The 19,289-nt window shown below is 39.2% G+C and carries 21 protein-coding genes; 8 read left to right on the forward strand and 13 right to left on the reverse strand.

Annotation, left to right across the window (positions count from 1 at the left end; translation table 11 throughout):
• Window positions 1-80: 80 nt before the first annotated feature.
• From AC570I_RS18705 to AC570I_RS18720, 4 genes are all read right to left on the reverse strand, one after another.
• Window positions 81-2,234 carry a GH92 family glycosyl hydrolase gene (locus AC570I_RS18705; RefSeq protein WP_497406690.1) on the reverse strand — a complete coding sequence of 718 codons (2,154 nt, stop codon included), beginning with the start codon at window positions 2,232-2,234 and terminating at the stop codon, window positions 81-83.
• 171 nt (window positions 2,235-2,405) lie between these two features.
• Window positions 2,406-2,597 (reverse strand): hypothetical protein, encoded by a 192-nt coding sequence (locus tag AC570I_RS18710; protein ID WP_047801194.1) that lies wholly within the window; start codon window positions 2,595-2,597, stop codon window positions 2,406-2,408.
• Between the two features lie 61 nt (window positions 2,598-2,658).
• Entirely contained in the window at window positions 2,659-4,083 is a 1,425-nt protein-coding gene (locus tag AC570I_RS18715; protein ID WP_497406691.1) for a glycoside hydrolase family 125 protein, read from the reverse strand.
• A 256-nt stretch (window positions 4,084-4,339) separates the two neighbouring features.
• Window positions 4,340-6,625, reverse strand: a complete 2,286-nt coding sequence (locus AC570I_RS18720; protein ID WP_497406692.1) for a GH92 family glycosyl hydrolase — start codon at window positions 6,623-6,625, stop codon at window positions 4,340-4,342.
• 283 nt (window positions 6,626-6,908) lie between these two features.
• Between AC570I_RS18720 and mnmA the strand changes: the two genes are divergently transcribed.
• A complete protein-coding gene (mnmA, locus tag AC570I_RS18725; RefSeq protein ID WP_047801191.1) occupies window positions 6,909-8,000 on the forward strand; it encodes a tRNA 2-thiouridine(34) synthase MnmA in 1,092 nt (363 codons plus the stop codon).
• A gap of 58 nt (window positions 8,001-8,058) precedes the next feature.
• Here mnmA and AC570I_RS18730 read toward each other — a convergent pair whose 3' ends face one another.
• Window positions 8,059-8,280: a hypothetical protein gene (locus tag AC570I_RS18730; protein WP_047801190.1), complete on the reverse strand. Its 222-nt coding sequence runs from the start codon at window positions 8,278-8,280 to the stop codon at window positions 8,059-8,061.
• Window positions 8,281-8,374: 94 nt separating this feature from the next.
• Window positions 8,375-8,689: a hypothetical protein gene (locus AC570I_RS18735; protein ID WP_497406693.1), complete on the reverse strand. Its 315-nt coding sequence runs from the start codon at window positions 8,687-8,689 to the stop codon at window positions 8,375-8,377.
• Window positions 8,690-8,962: 273 nt separating this feature from the next.
• Between AC570I_RS18735 and AC570I_RS18740 the strand changes: the two genes are divergently transcribed.
• Window positions 8,963-9,325: a response regulator transcription factor gene (locus tag AC570I_RS18740; protein ID WP_497406694.1), complete on the forward strand. Its 363-nt coding sequence runs from the start codon at window positions 8,963-8,965 to the stop codon at window positions 9,323-9,325.
• 41 nt (window positions 9,326-9,366) lie between these two features.
• Here AC570I_RS18740 and AC570I_RS18745 read toward each other — a convergent pair whose 3' ends face one another.
• Entirely contained in the window at window positions 9,367-9,963 is a 597-nt protein-coding gene (locus AC570I_RS18745; protein ID WP_497406695.1) for an FMN-dependent NADH-azoreductase, read from the reverse strand.
• 219 nt (window positions 9,964-10,182) lie between these two features.
• Between AC570I_RS18745 and AC570I_RS18750 the strand changes: the two genes are divergently transcribed.
• The gene (locus tag AC570I_RS18750; RefSeq protein ID WP_497406696.1) at window positions 10,183-10,518 is read left to right on the forward strand and encodes a hypothetical protein; all 336 of its coding nucleotides are present in this window, start codon (window positions 10,183-10,185) and stop codon (window positions 10,516-10,518) included.
• Between the two features lie 31 nt (window positions 10,519-10,549).
• Here AC570I_RS18750 and AC570I_RS18755 read toward each other — a convergent pair whose 3' ends face one another.
• The gene (locus AC570I_RS18755) at window positions 10,550-11,374 is read right to left on the reverse strand and encodes an ion transporter (RefSeq protein WP_497406697.1); all 825 of its coding nucleotides are present in this window, start codon (window positions 11,372-11,374) and stop codon (window positions 10,550-10,552) included.
• Window positions 11,375-11,519: 145 nt separating this feature from the next.
• On the opposite strand from AC570I_RS18755, the gene AC570I_RS18760 reads away from it, so the two are divergent.
• The 4 genes from AC570I_RS18760 to AC570I_RS18775 all read left to right on the forward strand — a co-directional run bounded on the left by AC570I_RS18760 (window position 11,520) and on the right by AC570I_RS18775 (window position 13,582).
• Window positions 11,520-11,771: a hypothetical protein gene (locus AC570I_RS18760; RefSeq protein ID WP_497406698.1), complete on the forward strand. Its 252-nt coding sequence runs from the start codon at window positions 11,520-11,522 to the stop codon at window positions 11,769-11,771.
• A gap of 36 nt (window positions 11,772-11,807) precedes the next feature.
• The gene (locus AC570I_RS18765; RefSeq protein WP_497406699.1) at window positions 11,808-12,524 is read left to right on the forward strand and encodes a DUF481 domain-containing protein; all 717 of its coding nucleotides are present in this window, start codon (window positions 11,808-11,810) and stop codon (window positions 12,522-12,524) included.
• A gap of 142 nt (window positions 12,525-12,666) precedes the next feature.
• A complete protein-coding gene (locus AC570I_RS18770) occupies window positions 12,667-12,867 on the forward strand; it encodes a hypothetical protein (RefSeq protein ID WP_047801183.1) in 201 nt (66 codons plus the stop codon).
• Window positions 12,868-12,991: 124 nt separating this feature from the next.
• Window positions 12,992-13,582 carry a DUF4142 domain-containing protein gene (locus AC570I_RS18775; protein WP_497406700.1) on the forward strand — a complete coding sequence of 197 codons (591 nt, stop codon included), beginning with the start codon at window positions 12,992-12,994 and terminating at the stop codon, window positions 13,580-13,582.
• A gap of 62 nt (window positions 13,583-13,644) precedes the next feature.
• On the opposite strand, the gene AC570I_RS18780 is transcribed toward AC570I_RS18775, so the two are convergent.
• From AC570I_RS18780 to AC570I_RS18790, 3 genes are all read right to left on the reverse strand, one after another.
• Complete coding sequence (locus tag AC570I_RS18780) at window positions 13,645-14,028, reverse strand: LytR/AlgR family response regulator transcription factor (RefSeq protein ID WP_497406701.1); 384 nt, start codon at window positions 14,026-14,028, stop codon at window positions 13,645-13,647.
• A 73-nt stretch (window positions 14,029-14,101) separates the two neighbouring features.
• Entirely contained in the window at window positions 14,102-14,779 is a 678-nt protein-coding gene (locus AC570I_RS18785; protein WP_497406702.1) for a competence protein CoiA family protein, read from the reverse strand.
• A 153-nt stretch (window positions 14,780-14,932) separates the two neighbouring features.
• On the reverse strand, window positions 14,933-15,295 hold the full coding sequence (locus AC570I_RS18790; protein ID WP_197082456.1) for a hypothetical protein: 363 nt from the start codon (window positions 15,293-15,295) through the stop codon (window positions 14,933-14,935).
• Window positions 15,296-15,508: 213 nt separating this feature from the next.
• Here AC570I_RS18790 and AC570I_RS18795 point away from each other — a divergent pair, with 213 nt between their 5' ends.
• A complete protein-coding gene (locus AC570I_RS18795) occupies window positions 15,509-16,510 on the forward strand; it encodes an FAD:protein FMN transferase (RefSeq protein ID WP_497406703.1) in 1,002 nt (333 codons plus the stop codon).
• A 91-nt stretch (window positions 16,511-16,601) separates the two neighbouring features.
• Here the strand turns inward: AC570I_RS18795 and AC570I_RS18800 are convergent, their stop codons facing one another.
• Together AC570I_RS18800 and AC570I_RS18805 are read right to left on the reverse strand one after the other, a co-directional pair.
• The gene (locus AC570I_RS18800; RefSeq protein ID WP_497406704.1) at window positions 16,602-18,791 is read right to left on the reverse strand and encodes a PepSY domain-containing protein; all 2,190 of its coding nucleotides are present in this window, start codon (window positions 18,789-18,791) and stop codon (window positions 16,602-16,604) included.
• A gap of 12 nt (window positions 18,792-18,803) precedes the next feature.
• Complete coding sequence (locus AC570I_RS18805) at window positions 18,804-19,289, reverse strand: DUF2271 domain-containing protein (RefSeq protein ID WP_047801179.1); 486 nt, start codon at window positions 19,287-19,289, stop codon at window positions 18,804-18,806.

Here is a 19,289-nt window from a genome sequence, read left to right on the forward strand (position 1 = left end):
CAGAGGATAGAAAATCGTAAACAATTAGGGGTAAAATTGCTTAATGATCACATTTATATCGTTAAAAGTAAAAATTGTGTTTACTCCGTAACCATTTCCACTGTGCCGCCATTTCTAAACACATCGTGAGATATAAAATATCCAGAAATCTTTTTACCATTTACCCTTATCGCCGTGAGTTTTCTGCCTTTGAAGGGCTTTTTAATGATCAGCAGTTTACCACTACTGGTTTTCCATTTAATTTCATCGAACAACGGCACGGTAACAATATAATTTGGATCAGTTGCAGAGAACGGATAGATACCCAAAGCGCTGAACACATACCATGAAGACATTTCCCCTGCATCATCCATTCCTGAAAGGGCAAGGCCTTCCTTACCTATCCCATATAGTTCATTTAATATCTTATCAATAATTTTCTGGGATTTTTCGGGTTTGCCAATAAAAGTATAGGCAAAGGGCGCTTCATGATCTGGCTGGTTGCCCTGGCAATACTGTCCAATCATGGTTTCAACATTCCGGGCAATATATTTTGGATTCCAGGGAAGTGTAAACAGAGAATCGAGTTTTGATTCAAAGCCTGCTGCACCGCCATACAATCGAATTAAACCCGGCATGTCGTGAGGTGCATAAAAGGAAACCTGCCATGCGTTTGCCTCCCGGTACATGTATTCGTAATAGGGATACTGGGGATTGAATGGCTTTATCCAGTTGCCATTTTCAAGTCGTCCTCTCATGAATCGTGTGCCAGGATCGAACATATTTTTATAGTTTCCGGACCTGGCCATGAGGCTTCTGTAATTGCTGGAGTCGCCAAGTTTCTTTGCAATTTGAGCCAGCGAATAATCGTCATAAGCATATTCGAGTGTTTTGGACACCCCTGCTTTGGCTTTCGTTTCAACATGTGGATTTTTAATATCCGGATCAGAAATATATCCTTTTTCAATATATTCTTTAATAAAAGGACGTGCTCCGCCGTCTACATTCGCATTTTTCAAAAAAATCTGATATGCCGCCTTGATATCAAACTGATCTATTCCCCGGAGATAAGCACCCGCAACGGATGAAGTACCATGATCGCCATGAAAAAAAGTAGGCATGAACCCCCGTTTTTGCCCGACATCGATCATCGACTTAATAACGTCAAGCGTAACATCCGGAGTAATCAATCCCAACAGTACATCCTTATTGCGGTATGTATCCCACAGGGATGGCTCCGTGTAGTACCTGAAATCAGATTTGGTAACCTGTCCCTTAGCATCTTTAAACTGACCGTTTACGTCACTGCGTAAAGCCGGCCAAAGAAATGACCTGTAGAGACTGGAATACAACATGACCTTTTGTTTACTGGTGCCCCCTTTTACCTGGATTGCAGACAGCAATTTCTCCCATTGAGTCGCTGCAGCCGCTTTAACCTGTGTAAAAGTTTTTGAGCCGATTTCACTTTCCAGATTCTCCCTTGCATTTTCGACGCTTACAAACGAAAGACCAATTTTAAGCTCTACCGGCTTTGTTTGTCCATCGCTTAAATGAAGAATGGCATAGCCGCTATTTTTCCCTTCTTCTTTTTTCTCTAGTCTGTCTATTTTTGTGTTTGAAACCGCATAAAAATATACGTTCTCTCCGTTCTGAAAGCCTTTCACGGCATAATCACCATCCTGCGATATATTCCAGTCAGACACCCGGCTATTGGCTTTTGCCAGATCAAATAATACCTGCCGGTCCTGATTATCTTGGAATTCATATTGATGATAACCACATCTTAAAGTGGAAGTCAGGTTTACGTTAACCTGATAGTCGCTTAAATAAACCTGATAGAACCCGGGCGACGCACTTTCTTTTTGGTGAGAAAACCTTGATCCAAAATGGGTACCAGGCTTTGACATAGGCAAAACAGGCACGTTGCAAAGGTTCCAATGACCTTTATTAGTATGGGCGAATCCCAGAATTACATCATCCTCATACTCATAGCCGGCACCTGAACCATACTCGGTAATGGGACTAAGCTGAACCATTGCGTTTGGCAATGAGCTGCCCGGAAAGCATAGACCGGCCCATGAGCGCCAGCCCTCTGGCAGTTCGTATCCTAAAATTTTAGGGTCAGTTAATGGTGCCGTGCCAATAAAGGGGTTTACATAATTGGTTAAAGTGTTTTTCTTCTGGTTCTGGGATTTTACCGCTTGTGTTATCATTAGCGATAAAACAACAAATATATACCTGGTTACTAGTTTCATTTGATTATAAATCGTTTTTTTTGATAGTTAAATACGTTAAACCGATTGACATAAGGTGATTAAATATGATTAACGGTACCCCCGTAAGACCTTTATTTAGTTAAGGATAAAAACAAGGATACATAGAAGGAAAGCTAAAAACTTACATCAGCTGTCTGTAACCGGTGATTTTTAACACACTTGCCTCAACTTTTTAATCGCTAATTCTTGCTTATCTTCCAAAATGAATATAAAAAGCAGAAAATCATCTGTTTCCTGAATTTCGATTTTATGCACTACACCCGAAATTTCGGCGCTTGTAATTTCATCTCCCGGTTTCACATCTAACAATAGAGATGTTGGTATATTATCGTTAAGTAGCATAGTTGATTACAAAGTTAAAGCCCCCACTGGTATTTTTTTTTCCAAATGAGGGCTTTGTTTTTTATCCGTTAAGTAAAGCAGGTTTTTCGTGGTATGTTCTCCATAACAACTCACCAAACAAGGTGTTGGACCAGGCAAACCATGCTCTGGTAAATTTTTCAGGATTATCTTTATGGAAAGATTCATGCATGAAGCCTTTACCTCCATGTGTTTTTTGCAATGTCTGGATACATAATTTGATCTCTGCATCGTCTGTTGAGGTCAGCGCCCTCATCGTAATACTCATTGGCCAGATCATATCCTGACCAACATGCGGGCCACCAATTCCTTCGGCTGCTGTACCTTTAAAGAAATATGGGTTATCTTTCGATAAAGCAAATTTACGGGTGTTCTGGTAAATTGGATCTTCAATTTTCATAGCGCCCAGATAAGGCAAACTAAGCAAGCTTGGCACATTTGAATCATCCATCATGTAATTGCTTCCAAATCCATCGACCTCAAAGGCATAGATTTTTCCATATTTTGGATGGTTAACAATTGCGTGTTTTTGCAAAGCGGCATTAACTTCGTCGGCAAGATTCAGCAAACTGCTTTCAAGCGACTGATCCGCCTGCAGGGCTTTGATCATTTCGGCAGCCTGTTTCAAGCTAGAAACAGCAAAAAAGTTAGATGGAACTAAAAATGGAAAAATCGTTGCATCATCGCTGGGGCGAAAGGCAGAACAGATCAAACCTACAGGATTAACCGGAAAGCCATATCCTGCCATAGGCTGTGAGTCTGTTGGCTGCGTGGTTTCCCGTTGAAAATGATAAGGACCATGACCAGTTTTACGCTGCTGCTCTTTAAAAGTTTTGAGTGTAGCTTCAATCCCTTTTTTCCAATCTGCATCGAAAGGTGTTTTATCTCCGGTTTTCTTCCAGTAATGGTAGGCTAAACGAATAGGATAGCACAGCGAATCGATTTCCCATTTACGCTCGTGAACGCCGGCCTGCATATCTGTTTTATCGGTTTTCCACTCTCCTACCTTATTTGCATCACCGTAGAAAGCGTTGGCATAAGGGTCTTTCAAAACGCATTTGGTTTGATGGATAATTACGCCAGCGATCAATTTCTTCAGTGCCTCATCCTCATTCACAAACTGCAAATAAGGCCAAACCTGTGCAGAGCTGTCGCGAAGCCACATGGCATCAATATCCCCGGTTATTACGTAGGTATCAGGACGACCATTTTTTTCCTCATAATAAACTGTTGTATCAAGTGTATTTGGAAAGCAGTTTTCAAAGAGCCATGCCAATTCAGGATTTTTCACTTTTGACTGAAACGTTTTGATTGCAGAATCAACGGCTTTACTTTTAAAATGGCGTTTTCCTGCAGCAACCCTGACAACTGGAAACTCGGGAAAAAGTTCAGAAGCAAGAGAAAATTTGGATGCAAGTACACCTGCCCCCAACATACCTGAGCTCTGGATAAATGTTCTTCTTTTCATTATTGTGTGTGATGAGATTTGGTTCTATATATAAATTTAATATTCCAACCCTAAAACGATGTTCAGCAAATCAAAGGTTTATGACTGATATCGCAAATTATCTGGTTAGAACGAAAACAAATATTAAGATAATTTTTTTAAGTTCAAAATCGAAAACCTTTAAATATGTATTTCTAAATCGATTTTCTTATAGCTTCTAAATGAAAAAACCGCCAGCATACGCTGGCGGTTTAATATGGAGACAGGGATGATTAAATTATTTTTTTGGTTTTGCACTCATATAGAAGCTAAGCTTTCCACCGTTGGTAATATCGGCATGTTTAATCTGGTGGCTGGTGATTTCTTTCCCATTCAGCATCACCTTTTGTACATACACGTTTTTGGCGCTCTGATTTATGGCTTCGATAGTAAAATTTTTACCGTTCTCTAAGTTAATAATTGCTTTATCTACAAGCGGACTACCTAGCGAATAGACATCCGAACCGGGTGCTACAGGATAGAAGCCCATCGACGAAAACATATACCAGGCACTCATTTGCCCGCAATCATCATTGCCACCCAATCCATCTGCGGTAGGCTTATACTGCATGTTAAGGATATGACGAATTTGCGCCTGTCCTTTATATACTTCGTCAGTCCAGTTGTACAGGTAAGCCACATGGTGTGCTGGTTCATTTCCATGAACATATCCTCCGATAATACCTTCGCGGGTAATATCCTCGGTATGGGCAAAAAATTCATCAGGCAAATGCATGCTAAAAAGCGTGTCCAAACGTGCTGCAAACTTCTTTTTTCCCCCCATCACTTCGATTAATGAAGCAGGGTCATGAGGTACAAAGAAACTGTAATTCCAGCTGTTGCCTTCAATGAAACCCTGACCCTCAGTATCTTTTGAGTCGAAAGCTTTTTTGAAAGTGCCATCTGCCAGGCGTGGACGCATAAAACCAGATGCGCTATCGTAATTGTTCCGCCAGTTGTTTGAACGTTTAATAAACTCTTCATAAACATCCATGCGGTTTAACTTTTTAGCAAGCTGCGCAATAGACCAGTCATCATAAGCGTATTCCAATGTATTTGACACGGATACACCACTGCGTTCAGCAGGAATATAACCTTTGTCTATATAATACCCGATACCTTCATAATCGCGGTGTTTAGCTGTGGTGATACAGGCATCGAGGGCTTTGTTGGCATCACCATTATAAGTACCTTTTATTATCGCATCGGATAAGACAGAGACACTATGATAGCCACTCATACACCAGTTATCGTTTGCATAGTGCGACCAGATTGGTAACATATGTAAACTGCTTTGATCGTAATGTGCCATCATGGATTTAACCATATCATTGCTACGCGCTGGTTGAACAATATTGAAGAATGGATGCAGCGCCCTGTAAGTATCCCACAACGAAAACGTAGTGTAGTTTGTAAATCCATCTGCTTTATGAACGCCCTGATCAAGCCCCTTATACTCCCCGTTTACATCGGTATAGGTTGTTGGATTAATGAATGCATGGTATAATGCCGTATAGAAATTGATTTTATTATCGTTGCTGGTAGTAACCTGAATTTTATTTAGTTCTTTATTCCAGTTTGATTGTGCCTGTGCTTTAACTTTTTCAAAGTCCCAGCCGGAAATTTCTGCACGCATGTTCTGCAAGGCGTTTTCCTGACTTACCGGTGATAACGCAAATTTAATTTTCACTTTTTCGCCTTCCTGGGTGTCAAAGTCGAAGAACATTTTGATTTTTTTACCGGCTATTTCCGGAAAATTCTGATCCTGATTGAATTTACCCCAGAATCCTCTGTAGGCTTGTTTAGCATCGAAACTTTTTCTGCCATAACTTTTGAATGGCTTAGAAAAGCTCATTGCAAAAAATACCGTTCTTGTTCTGGCCCAACCATAAGTTTGCCTGTACCCTGTAATCAGCGTATCATTCACGACCCGGACGTATGACCAAACGGTTTTATCTTCATAATTGTAAATGCCTGCCATCAGATCCAAAATGATATGCGATTGATCTGATTTTGGAAAGGTGTACTGGTGCATCCCCACCCTGTTGGTAGCTGTTAGCTCTGCAGTGATGTTATCATCGTCTAGTTTAACTTTGTAATATCCGGCTTCAACAGTTTCGTTGGCGTGCGAGTATGCTGAGCGATAGCCTGATTTAGGATTGTCTGCCGTACCTGGATTTAGTTGCAGTTTCCCCTTGGTTGGCATAATTAAGAAATCACCTAAATCAGAATGGCCTGTTCCACTAAAGTGCGTATGGCTAAAGCCCGTAATTGTTTTATCTTCGTATTTGTAACCTGCGCAATATTTGTAAACGTCGCCATTATATTTACCATTTACTTCATATGATAAGGTATCGGTTTCGGGACTTAATTGAACGGCACCGAAAGGAACGGTTGCGCCAGGATATGTATGACCCATTTTTGAAGTGCCGATAATGGGTTTTACATATTGCACCAAATTCTGCTGTGCCGAGGCCACGAGTGAAGAAAGTACAAGACAAGGCAGGATAATTTTTTTAATCATGTCTGTTTTAAAGTTAGCTTATATTTGAAAATCCTAAGGTATTAATTTAAACGCAAAACTGTAAATAATCTTTGTCTAAATCGTTTAACCAACATAAAAAATACAATTCTAAAAGCTAAGAGATTTGAAACGCTCACTCCACAAACTGACAGGTCGACCTACGGAGGTGTACCCAGGATGATTGATATGTATTAGTGGCCTGCTGTGGCTTTTTACAAGGAACTGACTTCAGCTCATCAATTTCAATTAAATAAAGCTTATTTTTGCACTCTATTTTTTAAAGATGAGTAAACACGGTAGAATTCTGGTAGCCATGAGTGGCGGTGTGGATAGTTCGGTTGCTGCAGTAATGCTGCACGAGCAGGGTTATGAAGTAATCGGCCTTACTATGAAGACATGGGATTACGCAACCTCAGGGGGAAGCAGTAAAGAAACCGGATGTTGCTCGCTGGATAGCATTAATGATGCCAGGACACTTGCCGTAAATTATGGTTTTCCGCATTACATTTTAGACATACGCGACGAATTTGGTGATTATGTGATCGATAATTTTGTTGATGAGTACCTTGCCGGAAGAACGCCTAACCCATGTGTTTTATGTAATACCCATATTAAATGGGAAGCTTTATTAAAAAGGGCTAATAAACTCGACTGCGAGTTTATCGCAACCGGCCATTATGCCAACATCCGCCAGCAAGACAGCGGACGCTATGTAATATCAAAAGGTAAGGATGAAAACAAGGATCAGTCTTATGTACTCTGGGGAGTTTCACAAGAAAATCTATCCCGTACTAAATTTCCATTGGGCAGTTTTGCAAAATCAGAAATCAGACAGATGGCTTTGGACATGGGACAGGAAGAATTAGCCAAAAAATCTGAGAGTTATGAAATTTGTTTTGTTCCTGATAACGACTACAGAGCTTTTCTTAAACATAAAGTGGAGGATCTGGAAGACCGTGTAGCCGGGGGAAATTTCATATTGAGCAACGGAATGGTCGTTGGTCAGCATAAAGGCTATCCCTTTTATACAATCGGCCAGCGTAAAGGTTTAGGTGTGGCATTTGGTGAACCGATGTTTGTTACCCAGATACTTCCTGAAAGCAACACAGTTGTTTTAGGCCGTGCTGAGGAGTTGGAGCGTAAAGAAGCAATGGTCCGCAATATCAATCTGATTAAATATGGGAGTATTGAGGAACCTATGAATGATGTAATTACAAAAATACGTTATAAGGATGCCGGCATGCTAAGTACAATTGTTCAGGAAAAAGATAGGATGAGAGTTGTTTTTGACCACAATGTTTCTGCAATTGCTCCGGGACAATCAGCAGTGTTTTATGAAGGAAACGATTTGCTTGGCGGTGGTTTTTTAGTTTAATCACACCCACTAAAAATATCAAACCCCGGCCATTCAGAAATAGCCGGGGTTTTTTAATTTAATACTTTCTGTTATCCAGGAAAGAACCAATATCATTGATTACCTCCTGAGGGGTATCCTTTCCACTCAGCTGTTTCCAGGAACCTTCAACTTTATCTAATTTTCCGATTACTTCCCCGTCTATCATATAGGAGAAGGGTTCATCACTTCCGTATTGCATCAGGGTGTATACATGATGCTGGTGATTGGGTAAATCGCATCTATAAGCCAGTTCTATCATTTCATTTAAGTTTGTAATAGAACATCAATAGATTTCAATTTGTTCACACAAATTTGAAGAAAATCCCAGACTGCCTTACTCAGGTGATTACATCCTATTCATTTCCCTTGAAAATATTAATGGCGGCTGTTTTCCAATGCAAGTAGCCCAGATTACCACATACCTGGGAAACAAAATTATCTATGTCTTCAGGTACATCATTTACAACCCGCCACCTGATTTTGTATTTTGGATTGTAACTGATGTAAACCACTACATCATCACTACGCTGTCCTAATGAATGCAAAGGCTGTAAATAAATATCCTGCAAATCAGCAGCTGCGATTTTTAATCGCTCATTCATAATTTTCCCCAATGATAGATCAGGCTTAAAATCAGTTTCTAATATGGCTAATACGGTAACAGTCATAAAAAATAATATTATCAATCAAAAAACCCAGCCATCTGCATTTTGTTTTATCCCCCGAATAGAGCGATTTAAACCATAAACTGGATGTCACTTAGCGCAAATCTATACTAAAATATTTAGTATATAAACATATTTTAATCTTTTTTTTAGCTAACTAATGAATAAGATAAAACGGTGACAGATTAACCAATGCGGTGGATAACTTCAATGATGTTAAAAATTATTTTAAACACCTGATTAATAGTTCCGTTATCTATTCAAACAGGAGGTTGTATGAAAAAGTGCATCTATATAGTTGAAGATAATCCCGGCATACGGGAAATCATTTCATTCCTTTTAGAGGAAGAGCTTTATGAAGTAAGAGCTTGCAGAAATACCCGTGATTTTTGGTTACAGATGAATAAGCACATACCGGACATGGTTATCCTGGACATTATGCTTCCAGATGGAAATGGGTTGGATATCTGCAATAGCCTGAAGGGGAATATTAAAACACACGGCATTCCTGTTATGATGATGTCGGCTAATAACCACCTAAATGCTGTAAAATCAAAATGCGATGCTGAGGATTTTATTAACAAGCCTTTTGATCTTAATGATTTTGCTGCCAGAGTTGACCGTTATATGCGGAATTAAAAATATGCCCTGCGCTGCCAAAAGGCAGGCAAGGCCTATTTTTAAAGAACGATTTTAGAAATGGCGTGTTCTAATGCGTTGTCTTTCAAGTCAGGCATGTTAACACCCTCAACCCTGAAAGCAGTTACATCTACCATGCCCAAAAAGCCAAGCACAGCTCTTAAATAAGGTTCAGTAAAATCGTATGCCTTCATTGGCCCTTCTGAATAAACACCACCCGAAGAAATAGCCAGATAAATCTTTTTACCTTTTACCAAACCTTCAGGTCCGTTTTCGCCATACTTGAAAGTCTGACCGGCACGGGCTACATGATCAATCCATGCTTTAAGCGTAGAATGAATTCCGAAGTTGTACATTGGCACACCAATTACAATTACATCGGCATCCTGAATCTCTGCAATTGCTTCATTTGAATGCTTCACTGCTTCAGTCAATTCCGGAGTGTGATTTTCTAGCGGGGTATAAAAAGAGTTCAAATGCACTTCCTCTAAATGTGGAAATGGGGCCGATACCAGGCTATGTGTTTTAACCGTACTTTCTGGATTTGCTTCAGTAAGTTTCTCAACTACTGCATTTCCCAGTTTAATACTGAAAGATGCCTCCCCTCTTGGGCTGGATATAAGATGTAAAATTTTCATTTCTTTTGCTATTTAATTCTGTAAAAATAAAGCATATGAGATTAAAGAAAGTGTAACTAAAAAATAATAGCACTATCCTTTTGTATAGCGATCGAAAAAACAAAGCATTAAAACCCGTTTAAAATATATTTGTAGTTTCGGGTAGCGCCAGGTACAAGAAATATAATTATTGTTCAAACCATAGTCTCTCCAATCCTGTTCTTTAATAAAAAAACTACCATGGAAAATCAAGAAAACATTCAACCAGAAGAAGAAATTGCAAACCTGGAACAATTTCAGGTGGGAAGATCAGAAGGCAGTGCAGCAGATGGACACGCTTTACCCGAAAATGACGAATATACAGCCGAAGAGGTACAATATGCCGATGGAGAGGGTACACGTTTAAATGAAGAACTTGGACCGGATGACGAAGAAGATGATGATGATTTGATAGATGGCGACGATCTGCAAACGGATGAAGACGCGGAAGATATTGATGAAACAGACGACTCGGATGTAGAAGAACTGGATAAAGATCCCAATGCCTACGATGAAGATGACAGTGAAATGCTGTAAGTAAAAGAGAAGCTCCTAAGGGAGCTTTTTTTTACCTGAATAGCGATGAACCACAATACTTACAGAAAAGTGCATCGCTGTCATGGCCTTCTCTGCTACAATTTGGGCAAGATTCAGGAAGTTCTCTTTTCTTACTGGCCGCCACCGCAATGTCGTGCGTGATTATTCCGGTCGGTACAGCAATAATGGCGTAACCAATTAACATCACTACAGATGCAACAAACTTGCCCATCGGCGTTATGGGAGAGATATCCCCGTAGCCAACTGTAGTAATGGTTACGATTGCCCAATAGATGCTTTCAGGTATATTTGAAAAGCCGTTCTCACGATTTTCGACCAGATACATAATCGACCCCAGGATCACTGTAATGGTTAATACGGTGAGCAAAAAAATACTAATCTTACGTAAACTATTTCTCAACGCCTGGGTTAGGAAGTTGATTTCGGTAAGAAACTGTCCTAGTTTAAAAATTCTGAATACCCTTAGTAATCTTAATGCCCGGAATACAAGCAACGATTGCGCACCAATAAAAAATATACTCAGATAGGAAGGTAGCAATGCAATCAAATCGATAATTCCCAGCGGACTAAAAACATATTTAATTGGTTTACGAATGCTAACGAGTCTCAATATATATTCTAAAGTAAACAATGCAGCAAAAATCCATTCGGCGATGTTAAATATTTTACCATAATGTTGATGGATACTCACAACACTATCTAACATCACAACAATGATACTGGCGAAAATTGCAATCAGTAAGCCCACATCAAACGCCTTACCTGCAGGCGTATTTGACTCATAAATAATTTCATGAAGCTTGAAGCGCCAATCTTTGGGTTCTGATTCAACCATTTTTATAATAGATCTTGTATGTTGGACTCTCACCCGAATTCTGGCTGGATGAGCATTTATATTTAGTGAACACCTTATTAATTCGAATGTTTGATTCAGAACAAAATGAATAAAACATTAGTCGGAAATACTTGTCGTGTAAAGTATGAGAGTAAAGGGAACAATAATCCATAAACTGAGTACGGGCGAACATGTTTTGATTCTTCTGGCAGAAAATAAAACAGAGCAGCAAAAGTTATATCATTACCTAACGATCGATGCCATGCAGTTTAAGCAAGAAATCGCTACTGAAGCGCCGAAGCTTAATTACATTACTGCCGGATTTAAAAATACTGAAGGAACAGTAATATTCAACCAAAATTATATTGAAATGCCTAAATGGTATGAATTGAACTAACCTAAACATATTTCTGCATAAAAGTGTTATTTATGGATGAGGAGTATACTTTTTGCAGCCGTGTGTCTATTCGTTAACAATGCATTTGCACAATACACCGACAGCACAAATTACCATTTGCTTTTAAATTCAACAGGCTCAGTTAACCGAACGAACGATGATCAGGCTTATTTACTCAACAACGCGTTAAGCTTTGGTGTGAAGAAGAAAAGCATAGTATTAAATTCGTCATCAGCCTGGCTATATGGGAAGCAAAATAACAACCTTAGCAACAACGATTTTTCTACTACGCTAAACTTTAACCTGTACAAAACCTTCCCCCACTTCTACTATTGGGGTTTAGCTAACTACAATACCAGTTACTCGCTGAAACTCAAAAACCAACTGCTGGCGGGTTTAGGAATTGCCTATAGCATTGTGGACAAGGAATATGCATACGTGAATCTGAGCAATGGAATTCTGTTTGACCAAAGTAGTTTAATTGCCGGGGATAATTACCACACCTACAGAAACTCATTAAGATTACAATATCACTTCAGTATAAAAGAACTCATTACCATTGACGGTAACCATTTTCTCCAGAATTCCTTCTCCCGAAAAGGAGACCATATTATCAGATCAAACACTACGCTTGGATTTAAACTTAAAAAGTGGATAAGCCTGACCACTGCGCTTACGTACAATAAATTGAATATTACCAACAGCGAAAACTTCAATTTAACTTACGGACTGAGTTTGGATAAATATTTTTAAAGCATCATTCTTCTTTTACTAATAGCTGTGGAAAAATATATAATATTATAAATACACTGTATATCAATCAATAAAGCTGAAAGATAAGTTGTTTGACAATTATGTTTTTAAAGATGTGCCATCCAAATATTATTTTTGTTTTATGGCAAATACAAACGTTAAAAAATCAATTCAGAATAAGATAGAATCACTTGGTAAGGAGATTGAAAACTTACAGGCAGAACTTGTGAAATGGGAAAAAATCGCTGCCGATTACGAAACGAATTCGGAAAGCATTGATTTGATTTTATCTATTCAGCTTCCTGAGAAACCGGAAGGAAAAGCAAAAAAAATTAAGCTTTAATCAGCTGAACAGCAAAAAAGGCGTAATATCATTTGCGCCTTTTGTTGTTTTAGCTATTTAACACGAAAATTTAAACTATTTCATTACGGGCAATGTTTACCTGATACAACAAAAACCTATGTATATGAAAAAGTTAATTTATGTGGTTGCCGTATCAATTTCGGCGTTTACGTTCCAGTCTTGCAGTAGCGGACAAAAAGATGCGAAAGAAAGTGCCGATAGTTTAAATATGGCTAAAGACACCACAACTAATGTGGCAGAAACCGGAGGCATTGCTGTCGATGATGCCGATGCAAAATTTGCCACTCAGGCAGCCGTTGGTGGTATGGCAGAAGTGGAGTTAGGAAAACTAGCCTTAGAGAAGGCTTCAAATCAGCAGGTTAAAGATTTTGCAAGCATGATGGTTAAAGATCATGGAACAGCAAATACAGAATTAATGGCTATTGCTGCACAGAAAAACATCACCTTACCGAGTACCGTAGATGATGAGCATAAAAAAACCATGGAAGATCTTGGTAAAAAAACTGGCGCGGATTTCGATAAAGCCTATGTAGATGCAATGATTAGCGGACACAAATCAACCTTAAAACTGATGGAAGATGAATCGAAAGATGGTAAAGATGCCGAATTAAAAACGTTTGCAACTAAGACTGCACCAATCGTTCAGAGCCACCTGGTGATGATTAATAAGATCAGTGACAGTATAAGTAAATAAGTTTCTTTACCCAAAGTCATTTGATCTTAAAGTGACTTTGGGTACTTTAAATGGCATTGGTTCTATTTTATTTCTCTCCTCATATTTCTTCCTTCGCGGTTAAGCAGTTCTTGTATGATGCCATCGAGTTTTTGATAATTTACCGGCTTCATAAGATACCGGTCACAATTTACACTAAATGCATCAAGTGCATAATGCTCATAGGCGGTAACGAATATTAAATACTTTACTTTATTGCGAATTACCCGCGCAACATCTAATCCCGAAATATCCATCCTGATATCAAGAAATAGAAAATCAACATTATCGTAATCCAGAATTTCACGGGTTCCCACCACCGGATCTGTGAATGTATTCAACAACTCCAGCTGATTACTTTGGTTAATGAAATATTTAAGAATATTGATGCTTATTTGTTCATCATCGATGATTACACAGCTATACATATCAGATTGAGCTTTAATTTAGTAAACCGAGTTAACTAAGCAAAGCTACGGCCAAAACACAGGCATTGTTGATTTAACTTTCAGGAGGCGTATATAGTGCTATGAATTTTTTTCTGGTAATCAACTTCAGATAAGGGTAATTTCCGGAAAGCTGTGGTCTTTGTTTAAGTTCGTATATAAAATGCCCACCTAAATCGACGAATATGGGACAGGTGGCCTCGAACCATACCTTGTGAGGATTTTTCCAGCAAAAAGAATATAGATCAGATGTCAGAACGATGTCCTTTAGTTCTGGATGATAAAAATTGAGGATACGGGGATTTATTTCCCCATTTATGACCTCATTTTTTCTAACCATTGATAAATGATCAGAGTGGCAAAATTCAAAAGCATCTAGTTTTGGATCATCGACTGCTGGGAGGTGTTTTAATATTCTGAAGCCTTTAAATTTCTTTCCATTCAAAACCCAAACCAAATTCGGATAAAAAGCCTCCCTGCTTTTCAACTCCAGGATTGTGATCGGCGAGTTTTGAAATTCGATGGTATGTCCTGATGGAGTAAATATGTCTGCTCTGTGAAAATCGCCTTTAGCAGCATCGTTAAATCCTACTTCGCGGAATGAAGGAGGAAATGCCAGCTTCCAATCCCTGTGCCAGGCTGTTTCCTTTCTGTAAAAAGGATCTGCTACAAGCGTTCCTGCACCTGAAGAGAGCTGAATGCTGTCGTTGTGAAAGTTGATAGGGTCATTCATGAAGTATACCCGCGCTAGCTATTGCAAAATGGATGATTTCGGGTGATACAAAAATAAAACTAAATATATTAGCAGGAGAATCTGCAAGAGGCGAAGTTAAAACCTATAGGAATACACACCGATATCCCACAACATAAAGTGATAGCATAGCCTTTAGTTTACTTTCACAATACCCGAAGGAGACGTAGCTTTATTATTCACTATTAATGCGGCAGTTAAGATCCCTGCCAGGAATACTCCTTTTACCAGCGGAGATCTTTTTCCCTTCTTCACCCCGCGGTAGATATTATAAAGTGCGATAATGCCCAATCCGGCCATCTCTATTTCTTTACGGTTTTGCATGCCTCGTTTGGTGAATAGCATTTCCGTAAGCTGGTTAACTATGCTAAAGCTGAGTTGTACTTCCTTCTTTATTTTCGATTTACTTGCCTTCAATCCTGCTGAGTCACCAACAGCTTTCAATCCATCCAACACCAATCCGTTTGTTTTCGCTTTTTTTGTATAAGTATTCATCATCAGTTCTTTTAAAAAGCAACATGAATAATAGCCGATGGTTTTGAAAAGTTTCAATTTGTTAGATCAGCTTAATCCAACTCTGCATGATATTATGTGATGTACAAAATACCCAAAGATTCGTTAACCCTATTCAACGGTTAATATTTCTTTAAGTAATAGCTGCAATTTCATGTGTGTAATCTTTAAATTTGGGCTTCATTTAACCGTATTAAATTGAAGTTAAAATTCACATTATTTATCTTGTTCCTCTCGACAGCATTGCAAGCTCAGGTTCTAAGAAAAAGAACAACGATGCTCATGGGTGGTAGATTTGATATATCTATCGTAGCCAAAACAAAGCTAATTGCGGAAGCCAATATAGATACCATCATTGGAGAAATTTCGAGAATTGAATTCTTAATTTCCGACTGGAAACCAACGTCACAAGTTTCTGCTGTCAATCAGCATGCTGGTGAATATCCCGTAAAAGTGGATCGGGAGGTTTTCCAACTTACGCAGCGTGCCATTCAGTTATCGAAACTAACCAGTGGCGCGTTCGACATCAGTTTTGCAGCTATGGATCGAATCTGGAAATTCGACGGATCAATGACTGAAATGCCGTCACCTGAAGCAGTCAGAAAATCTGTACAAAATGTTAATTATAAAAATATCATTCTCGACAGCATCAACTGCACTATTTTTTTGAAAGAGAAAGGCATGAAGATAGGTTTTGGGGCATTAGGAGAAGGTTATGCCACTAACCGCTGTAGAAAAATGATGTTAGAAAAAGGCATTAACGCTGGTATCGTAAATGCTACCGGCGACATGAGTGTATGGGGTAAACAACCCAACGGCAAACCATGGATGATCGGAATTACTAACCCATTTCACAAAGATAGCCTGTTTGCTGCTGTTCCCATCAAAGATGGTGCGGTTGTAACTTCTGGCAGCTATGAAAAATTTGTGATGTTTAATGGAAAACGGTATTCACACATCATCAATCCCACAACAGGATATCCTGTAACGGGACTAACCAGCGTGACAGTTTTCGGGCCCGATACTGAAAAAGCAAATGGTTTCAGCACCTCGATTATGTTGCTTGGTAAGGATAAAGGACTTAAATTACTAGCTGGATTTCCAGAATATAGCTGTGTGATATTTGGAGACGATGGTCAGCTTTACTGGTCTGAAAACCTTGACAACCAGACGATTGAAAAGTGGAAGAAAAATCTGTAATCATTAATTCTGATTGAGATCACTTTCCTCCGCCCTAACACCAGGAACTAAACAATATTATGTTTATCTGGAAAATATCGGGTCAGTTACACTAATAACAATCCATTAATACCTGTCCGCGCGATTGATAGAAACTAATGCTTTTGTTATCCTGTTCCTGGCATAGTTGTTCCAACCAGCCTATAACATCCTTTTGCATGCTTAAGGAGCCGCATAACATAACCGCTCCATCATTTCTCAGCGTTTGAGCTACAAAATCACTATCCCTTGCCAGTAAATCTTTTACATACATTTTATCCCCTTCACGCGATAATGCAACATTGACTTTAGCAGCTTCCAGGGCTTTAGCGTTAATACTTTTTTCATACAAAGCAAATGATTGCTGGTTCCTGAAACCGCAATACAGGTGAATATTTTTCTGACTATCATGCTGATTCAGCATCCCCAGAAATGGTGCGATACCGGTTCCATTTGAAACCATAATTACTGTTTTTCGCTTATGGGGAAAATGGAAATGTGCATTTTTTATAATAGACGCAGACAATGACTCTCCAACATTCAGGTTGTATAAAAACCCGGAACCCAGCCCACCTTCGTGCAGTTTAACGCTGAGTTGTACTTCTTTGCCAACTTTTCCTATGGAATACTGTCGCTCTCTATGATCATTTGCAGGATAAATCGTCAGCAAATCACCAGAATCAAATTTCTTTAAACGCTTAGGCCTTAATCGTATTATGAACGATATCTCTTCATGTGCGGAAACAATTTTATCGGTAACTATGAACTTCAGTGTTTTAGGCGCCTTCGTTTCCAGCAATTTATCCAGTACCGTTAATTCGATATCAGAATGGGATGCCCAGGAGTTAGCCCAGATGGTGAAGTCCTCGGGTGACCGATCGTTGACTGTATGTATTTCAAGTATCGGCGTTGCCCAGGTCTTTTTCGATAGTGCATTATTCACCTCATAACCAAACTTACAGAAATCCGGGTATGCATGAGAGCCAAAGGCTACAACAGAAAAGTTAACAGACTGCTGTTGTGGATAACGTTCTAGCAGCGAGATAAACTTCTTTGCATTTGTTGGCGCATCACCCTGTCCGTAGGTCGCCGCAAAAACGAGGATTTGCTTCGCCTGAGCATATACCCTATAATCATTTAGTTCGGCCATAAATGAAAGCTTACCGCTCGTCAAAAGCTGATCATGGATGGCTTTTGCAAATCTAAAAGTGGTTCCATTCTCTGAACCCACCAGAATAATAAACTCGGCTGCTTCCGGTTTGAATTTATTCCTGATCCGGTTCGAACGCCTTTTCCACATGATGACGAAACCAGAATAAATAAAAAACAAAATATTTATCGAAGCGATCGCCAAAACAACTGCCCATATCGCATTGGTCCTGCCCGTATGTAAATCCAAACTAAGTGTATTTAACAGAGTAGCTGTTGTACAGGCCTGCTCTGTTAAAATCTCTCCTGTAATTTGATTTAACGTAATTTCTCTATCCTGAAGTTTGATAGTGAAATAATCTTCTACATCTTCTGAAAAAGGAAACTCAATCGACTGCACTTCTCCAAGCTTTATATTTTTCAGCACTTCAAAATCCTGCAGCTTTTTTTCGGGAGTAGTTTTGAGTGCATCGAAATCTACCTTGTGCGTAATCTTTTGTTCCTTGATTAATCCAAATCTTTGCAGCGATAAGAATGTTCCGCTCAAAGAAATGATGATAATTGGAATAAGCAATAGCCGACCGAGGACTACGTGGTAATATTGTGCAAAACCATCTCTGACTATTTTTCCAAAAAACTTTTTAAAGCTTCGCTGACGCTGAATGATCAGTACAGTTCCTGATGTTGCAATGAGAAATAGCAGAAATGCGGTTATACCTACAAAAAAACGACCAGTTTCGTGTAGAAACAAAGAGCGGTGTAAAGTTGTCACGGTTCTGAAAAATTCGTTTTCTTTACCTACCCTCCCAAGGGATTTTCCACTAACAGGATCGACATAAAATTTTCCTGACTCATCATTTAAATCAGTGCCATTAATGCTGACAAACTGGTTGGCATCTATTGTTACATCGCTGATATCGGTATACGATTTCTTCAGATTGGGGATTACCTCGGCTACCGTAAGGCTGCTGAAACCTTTAGAGCGGTAAGGTTGTGTTTTTTCCGTAACAGGCTTAAAAGCGAGGATAATTCCCGTTACTGAAGCCAGGGTAATAAAAATAAAAGAAGATATAGCCAGTGCTAAGTGGCTATATCTCCAAACAGAAATTGTCATTTATAATATTTATTAATTGGCGCTCAAACGAACGTTTCTGATGTACCCTGTTCCTTCAGTCTTAGCAGCAAGTCCTTCAGTGGTAAGTGGAATTTCAAGGTCTTTGACGTAATATTTATTGTCTTCAACAGCAGTTTCAAAACGGATCTTGTAACCTTTATTCAGTTTAGCATTATCGATTTCAAAAACGGTTACACTTCTGTCGCCGCCCGTAACTGAAGCGCCTGTAATTGCACTGATATTAGTCGGTTTAGCTTTAAAGGCCTTGTGCCACTCCTTTAGATCGGGATACCATTTTTTATCCGAACCCATCACATAGAGCGTTTTCTCATATGTACCTTTCGGGTCTATTAAAGAAACTACGATGTATGCACCTTCGCCTACGTAGTTTGTCATCTGCACAAGGCATTTGTACTTGGTAGTTTTCTGTGCAGAAGAAAAATCAGGTAACGTAAGCACCAGCATAAATGCCAGGCATAATTTAAAAAAAGTATTCAT

The organism is Pedobacter sp. A2324, assembly GCF_059693705.1.

Coding starts and splice junctions, on each gene's coding strand:
- AC570I_RS18805 (WP_047801179.1), bottom strand. CDS start 19,289: ATGAATACTTTTTTTAAATTATGCCTGGCATTTATGCTGGTGCTTACG.
- AC570I_RS18755 (WP_497406697.1), bottom strand. CDS start 11,374: ATGGTTGAATCAGAACCCAAAGATTGGCGCTTCAAGCTTCATGAAATT.
- AC570I_RS18775 (WP_497406700.1), top strand. CDS start 12,992: ATGAAAAAGTTAATTTATGTGGTTGCCGTATCAATTTCGGCGTTTACG.
- AC570I_RS18780 (WP_497406701.1), bottom strand. CDS start 14,028: ATGTATAGCTGTGTAATCATCGATGATGAACAAATAAGCATCAATATT.
- AC570I_RS18745 (WP_497406695.1), bottom strand. CDS start 9,963: ATGAAAATTTTACATCTTATATCCAGCCCAAGAGGGGAGGCATCTTTC.
- AC570I_RS18765 (WP_497406699.1), top strand. CDS start 11,808: ATGAGGAGTATACTTTTTGCAGCCGTGTGTCTATTCGTTAACAATGCA.
- AC570I_RS18730 (WP_047801190.1), bottom strand. CDS start 8,280: ATGATAGAACTGGCTTATAGATGCGATTTACCCAATCACCAGCATCAT.
- AC570I_RS18790 (WP_197082456.1), bottom strand. CDS start 15,295: ATGATGAATACTTATACAAAAAAAGCGAAAACAAACGGATTGGTGTTG.
- AC570I_RS18750 (WP_497406696.1), top strand. CDS start 10,183: ATGGAAAATCAAGAAAACATTCAACCAGAAGAAGAAATTGCAAACCTG.
- AC570I_RS18720 (WP_497406692.1), bottom strand. CDS start 6,625: ATGATTAAAAAAATTATCCTGCCTTGTCTTGTACTTTCTTCACTCGTG.
- AC570I_RS18735 (WP_497406693.1), bottom strand. CDS start 8,689: ATGACTGTTACCGTATTAGCCATATTAGAAACTGATTTTAAGCCTGAT.
- AC570I_RS18770 (WP_047801183.1), top strand. CDS start 12,667: ATGGCAAATACAAACGTTAAAAAATCAATTCAGAATAAGATAGAATCA.
- AC570I_RS18710 (WP_047801194.1), bottom strand. CDS start 2,597: ATGCTACTTAACGATAATATACCAACATCTCTATTGTTAGATGTGAAA.
- AC570I_RS18785 (WP_497406702.1), bottom strand. CDS start 14,779: ATGAATGACCCTATCAACTTTCACAACGACAGCATTCAGCTCTCTTCA.
- AC570I_RS18705 (WP_497406690.1), bottom strand. CDS start 2,234: ATGAAACTAGTAACCAGGTATATATTTGTTGTTTTATCGCTAATGATA.
- AC570I_RS18800 (WP_497406704.1), bottom strand. CDS start 18,791: ATGACAATTTCTGTTTGGAGATATAGCCACTTAGCACTGGCTATATCT.
- AC570I_RS18740 (WP_497406694.1), top strand. CDS start 8,963: ATGAAAAAGTGCATCTATATAGTTGAAGATAATCCCGGCATACGGGAA.
- mnmA (WP_047801191.1), top strand. CDS start 6,909: ATGAGTAAACACGGTAGAATTCTGGTAGCCATGAGTGGCGGTGTGGAT.
- AC570I_RS18715 (WP_497406691.1), bottom strand. CDS start 4,083: ATGAAAAGAAGAACATTTATCCAGAGCTCAGGTATGTTGGGGGCAGGT.
- AC570I_RS18760 (WP_497406698.1), top strand. CDS start 11,520: ATGAGAGTAAAGGGAACAATAATCCATAAACTGAGTACGGGCGAACAT.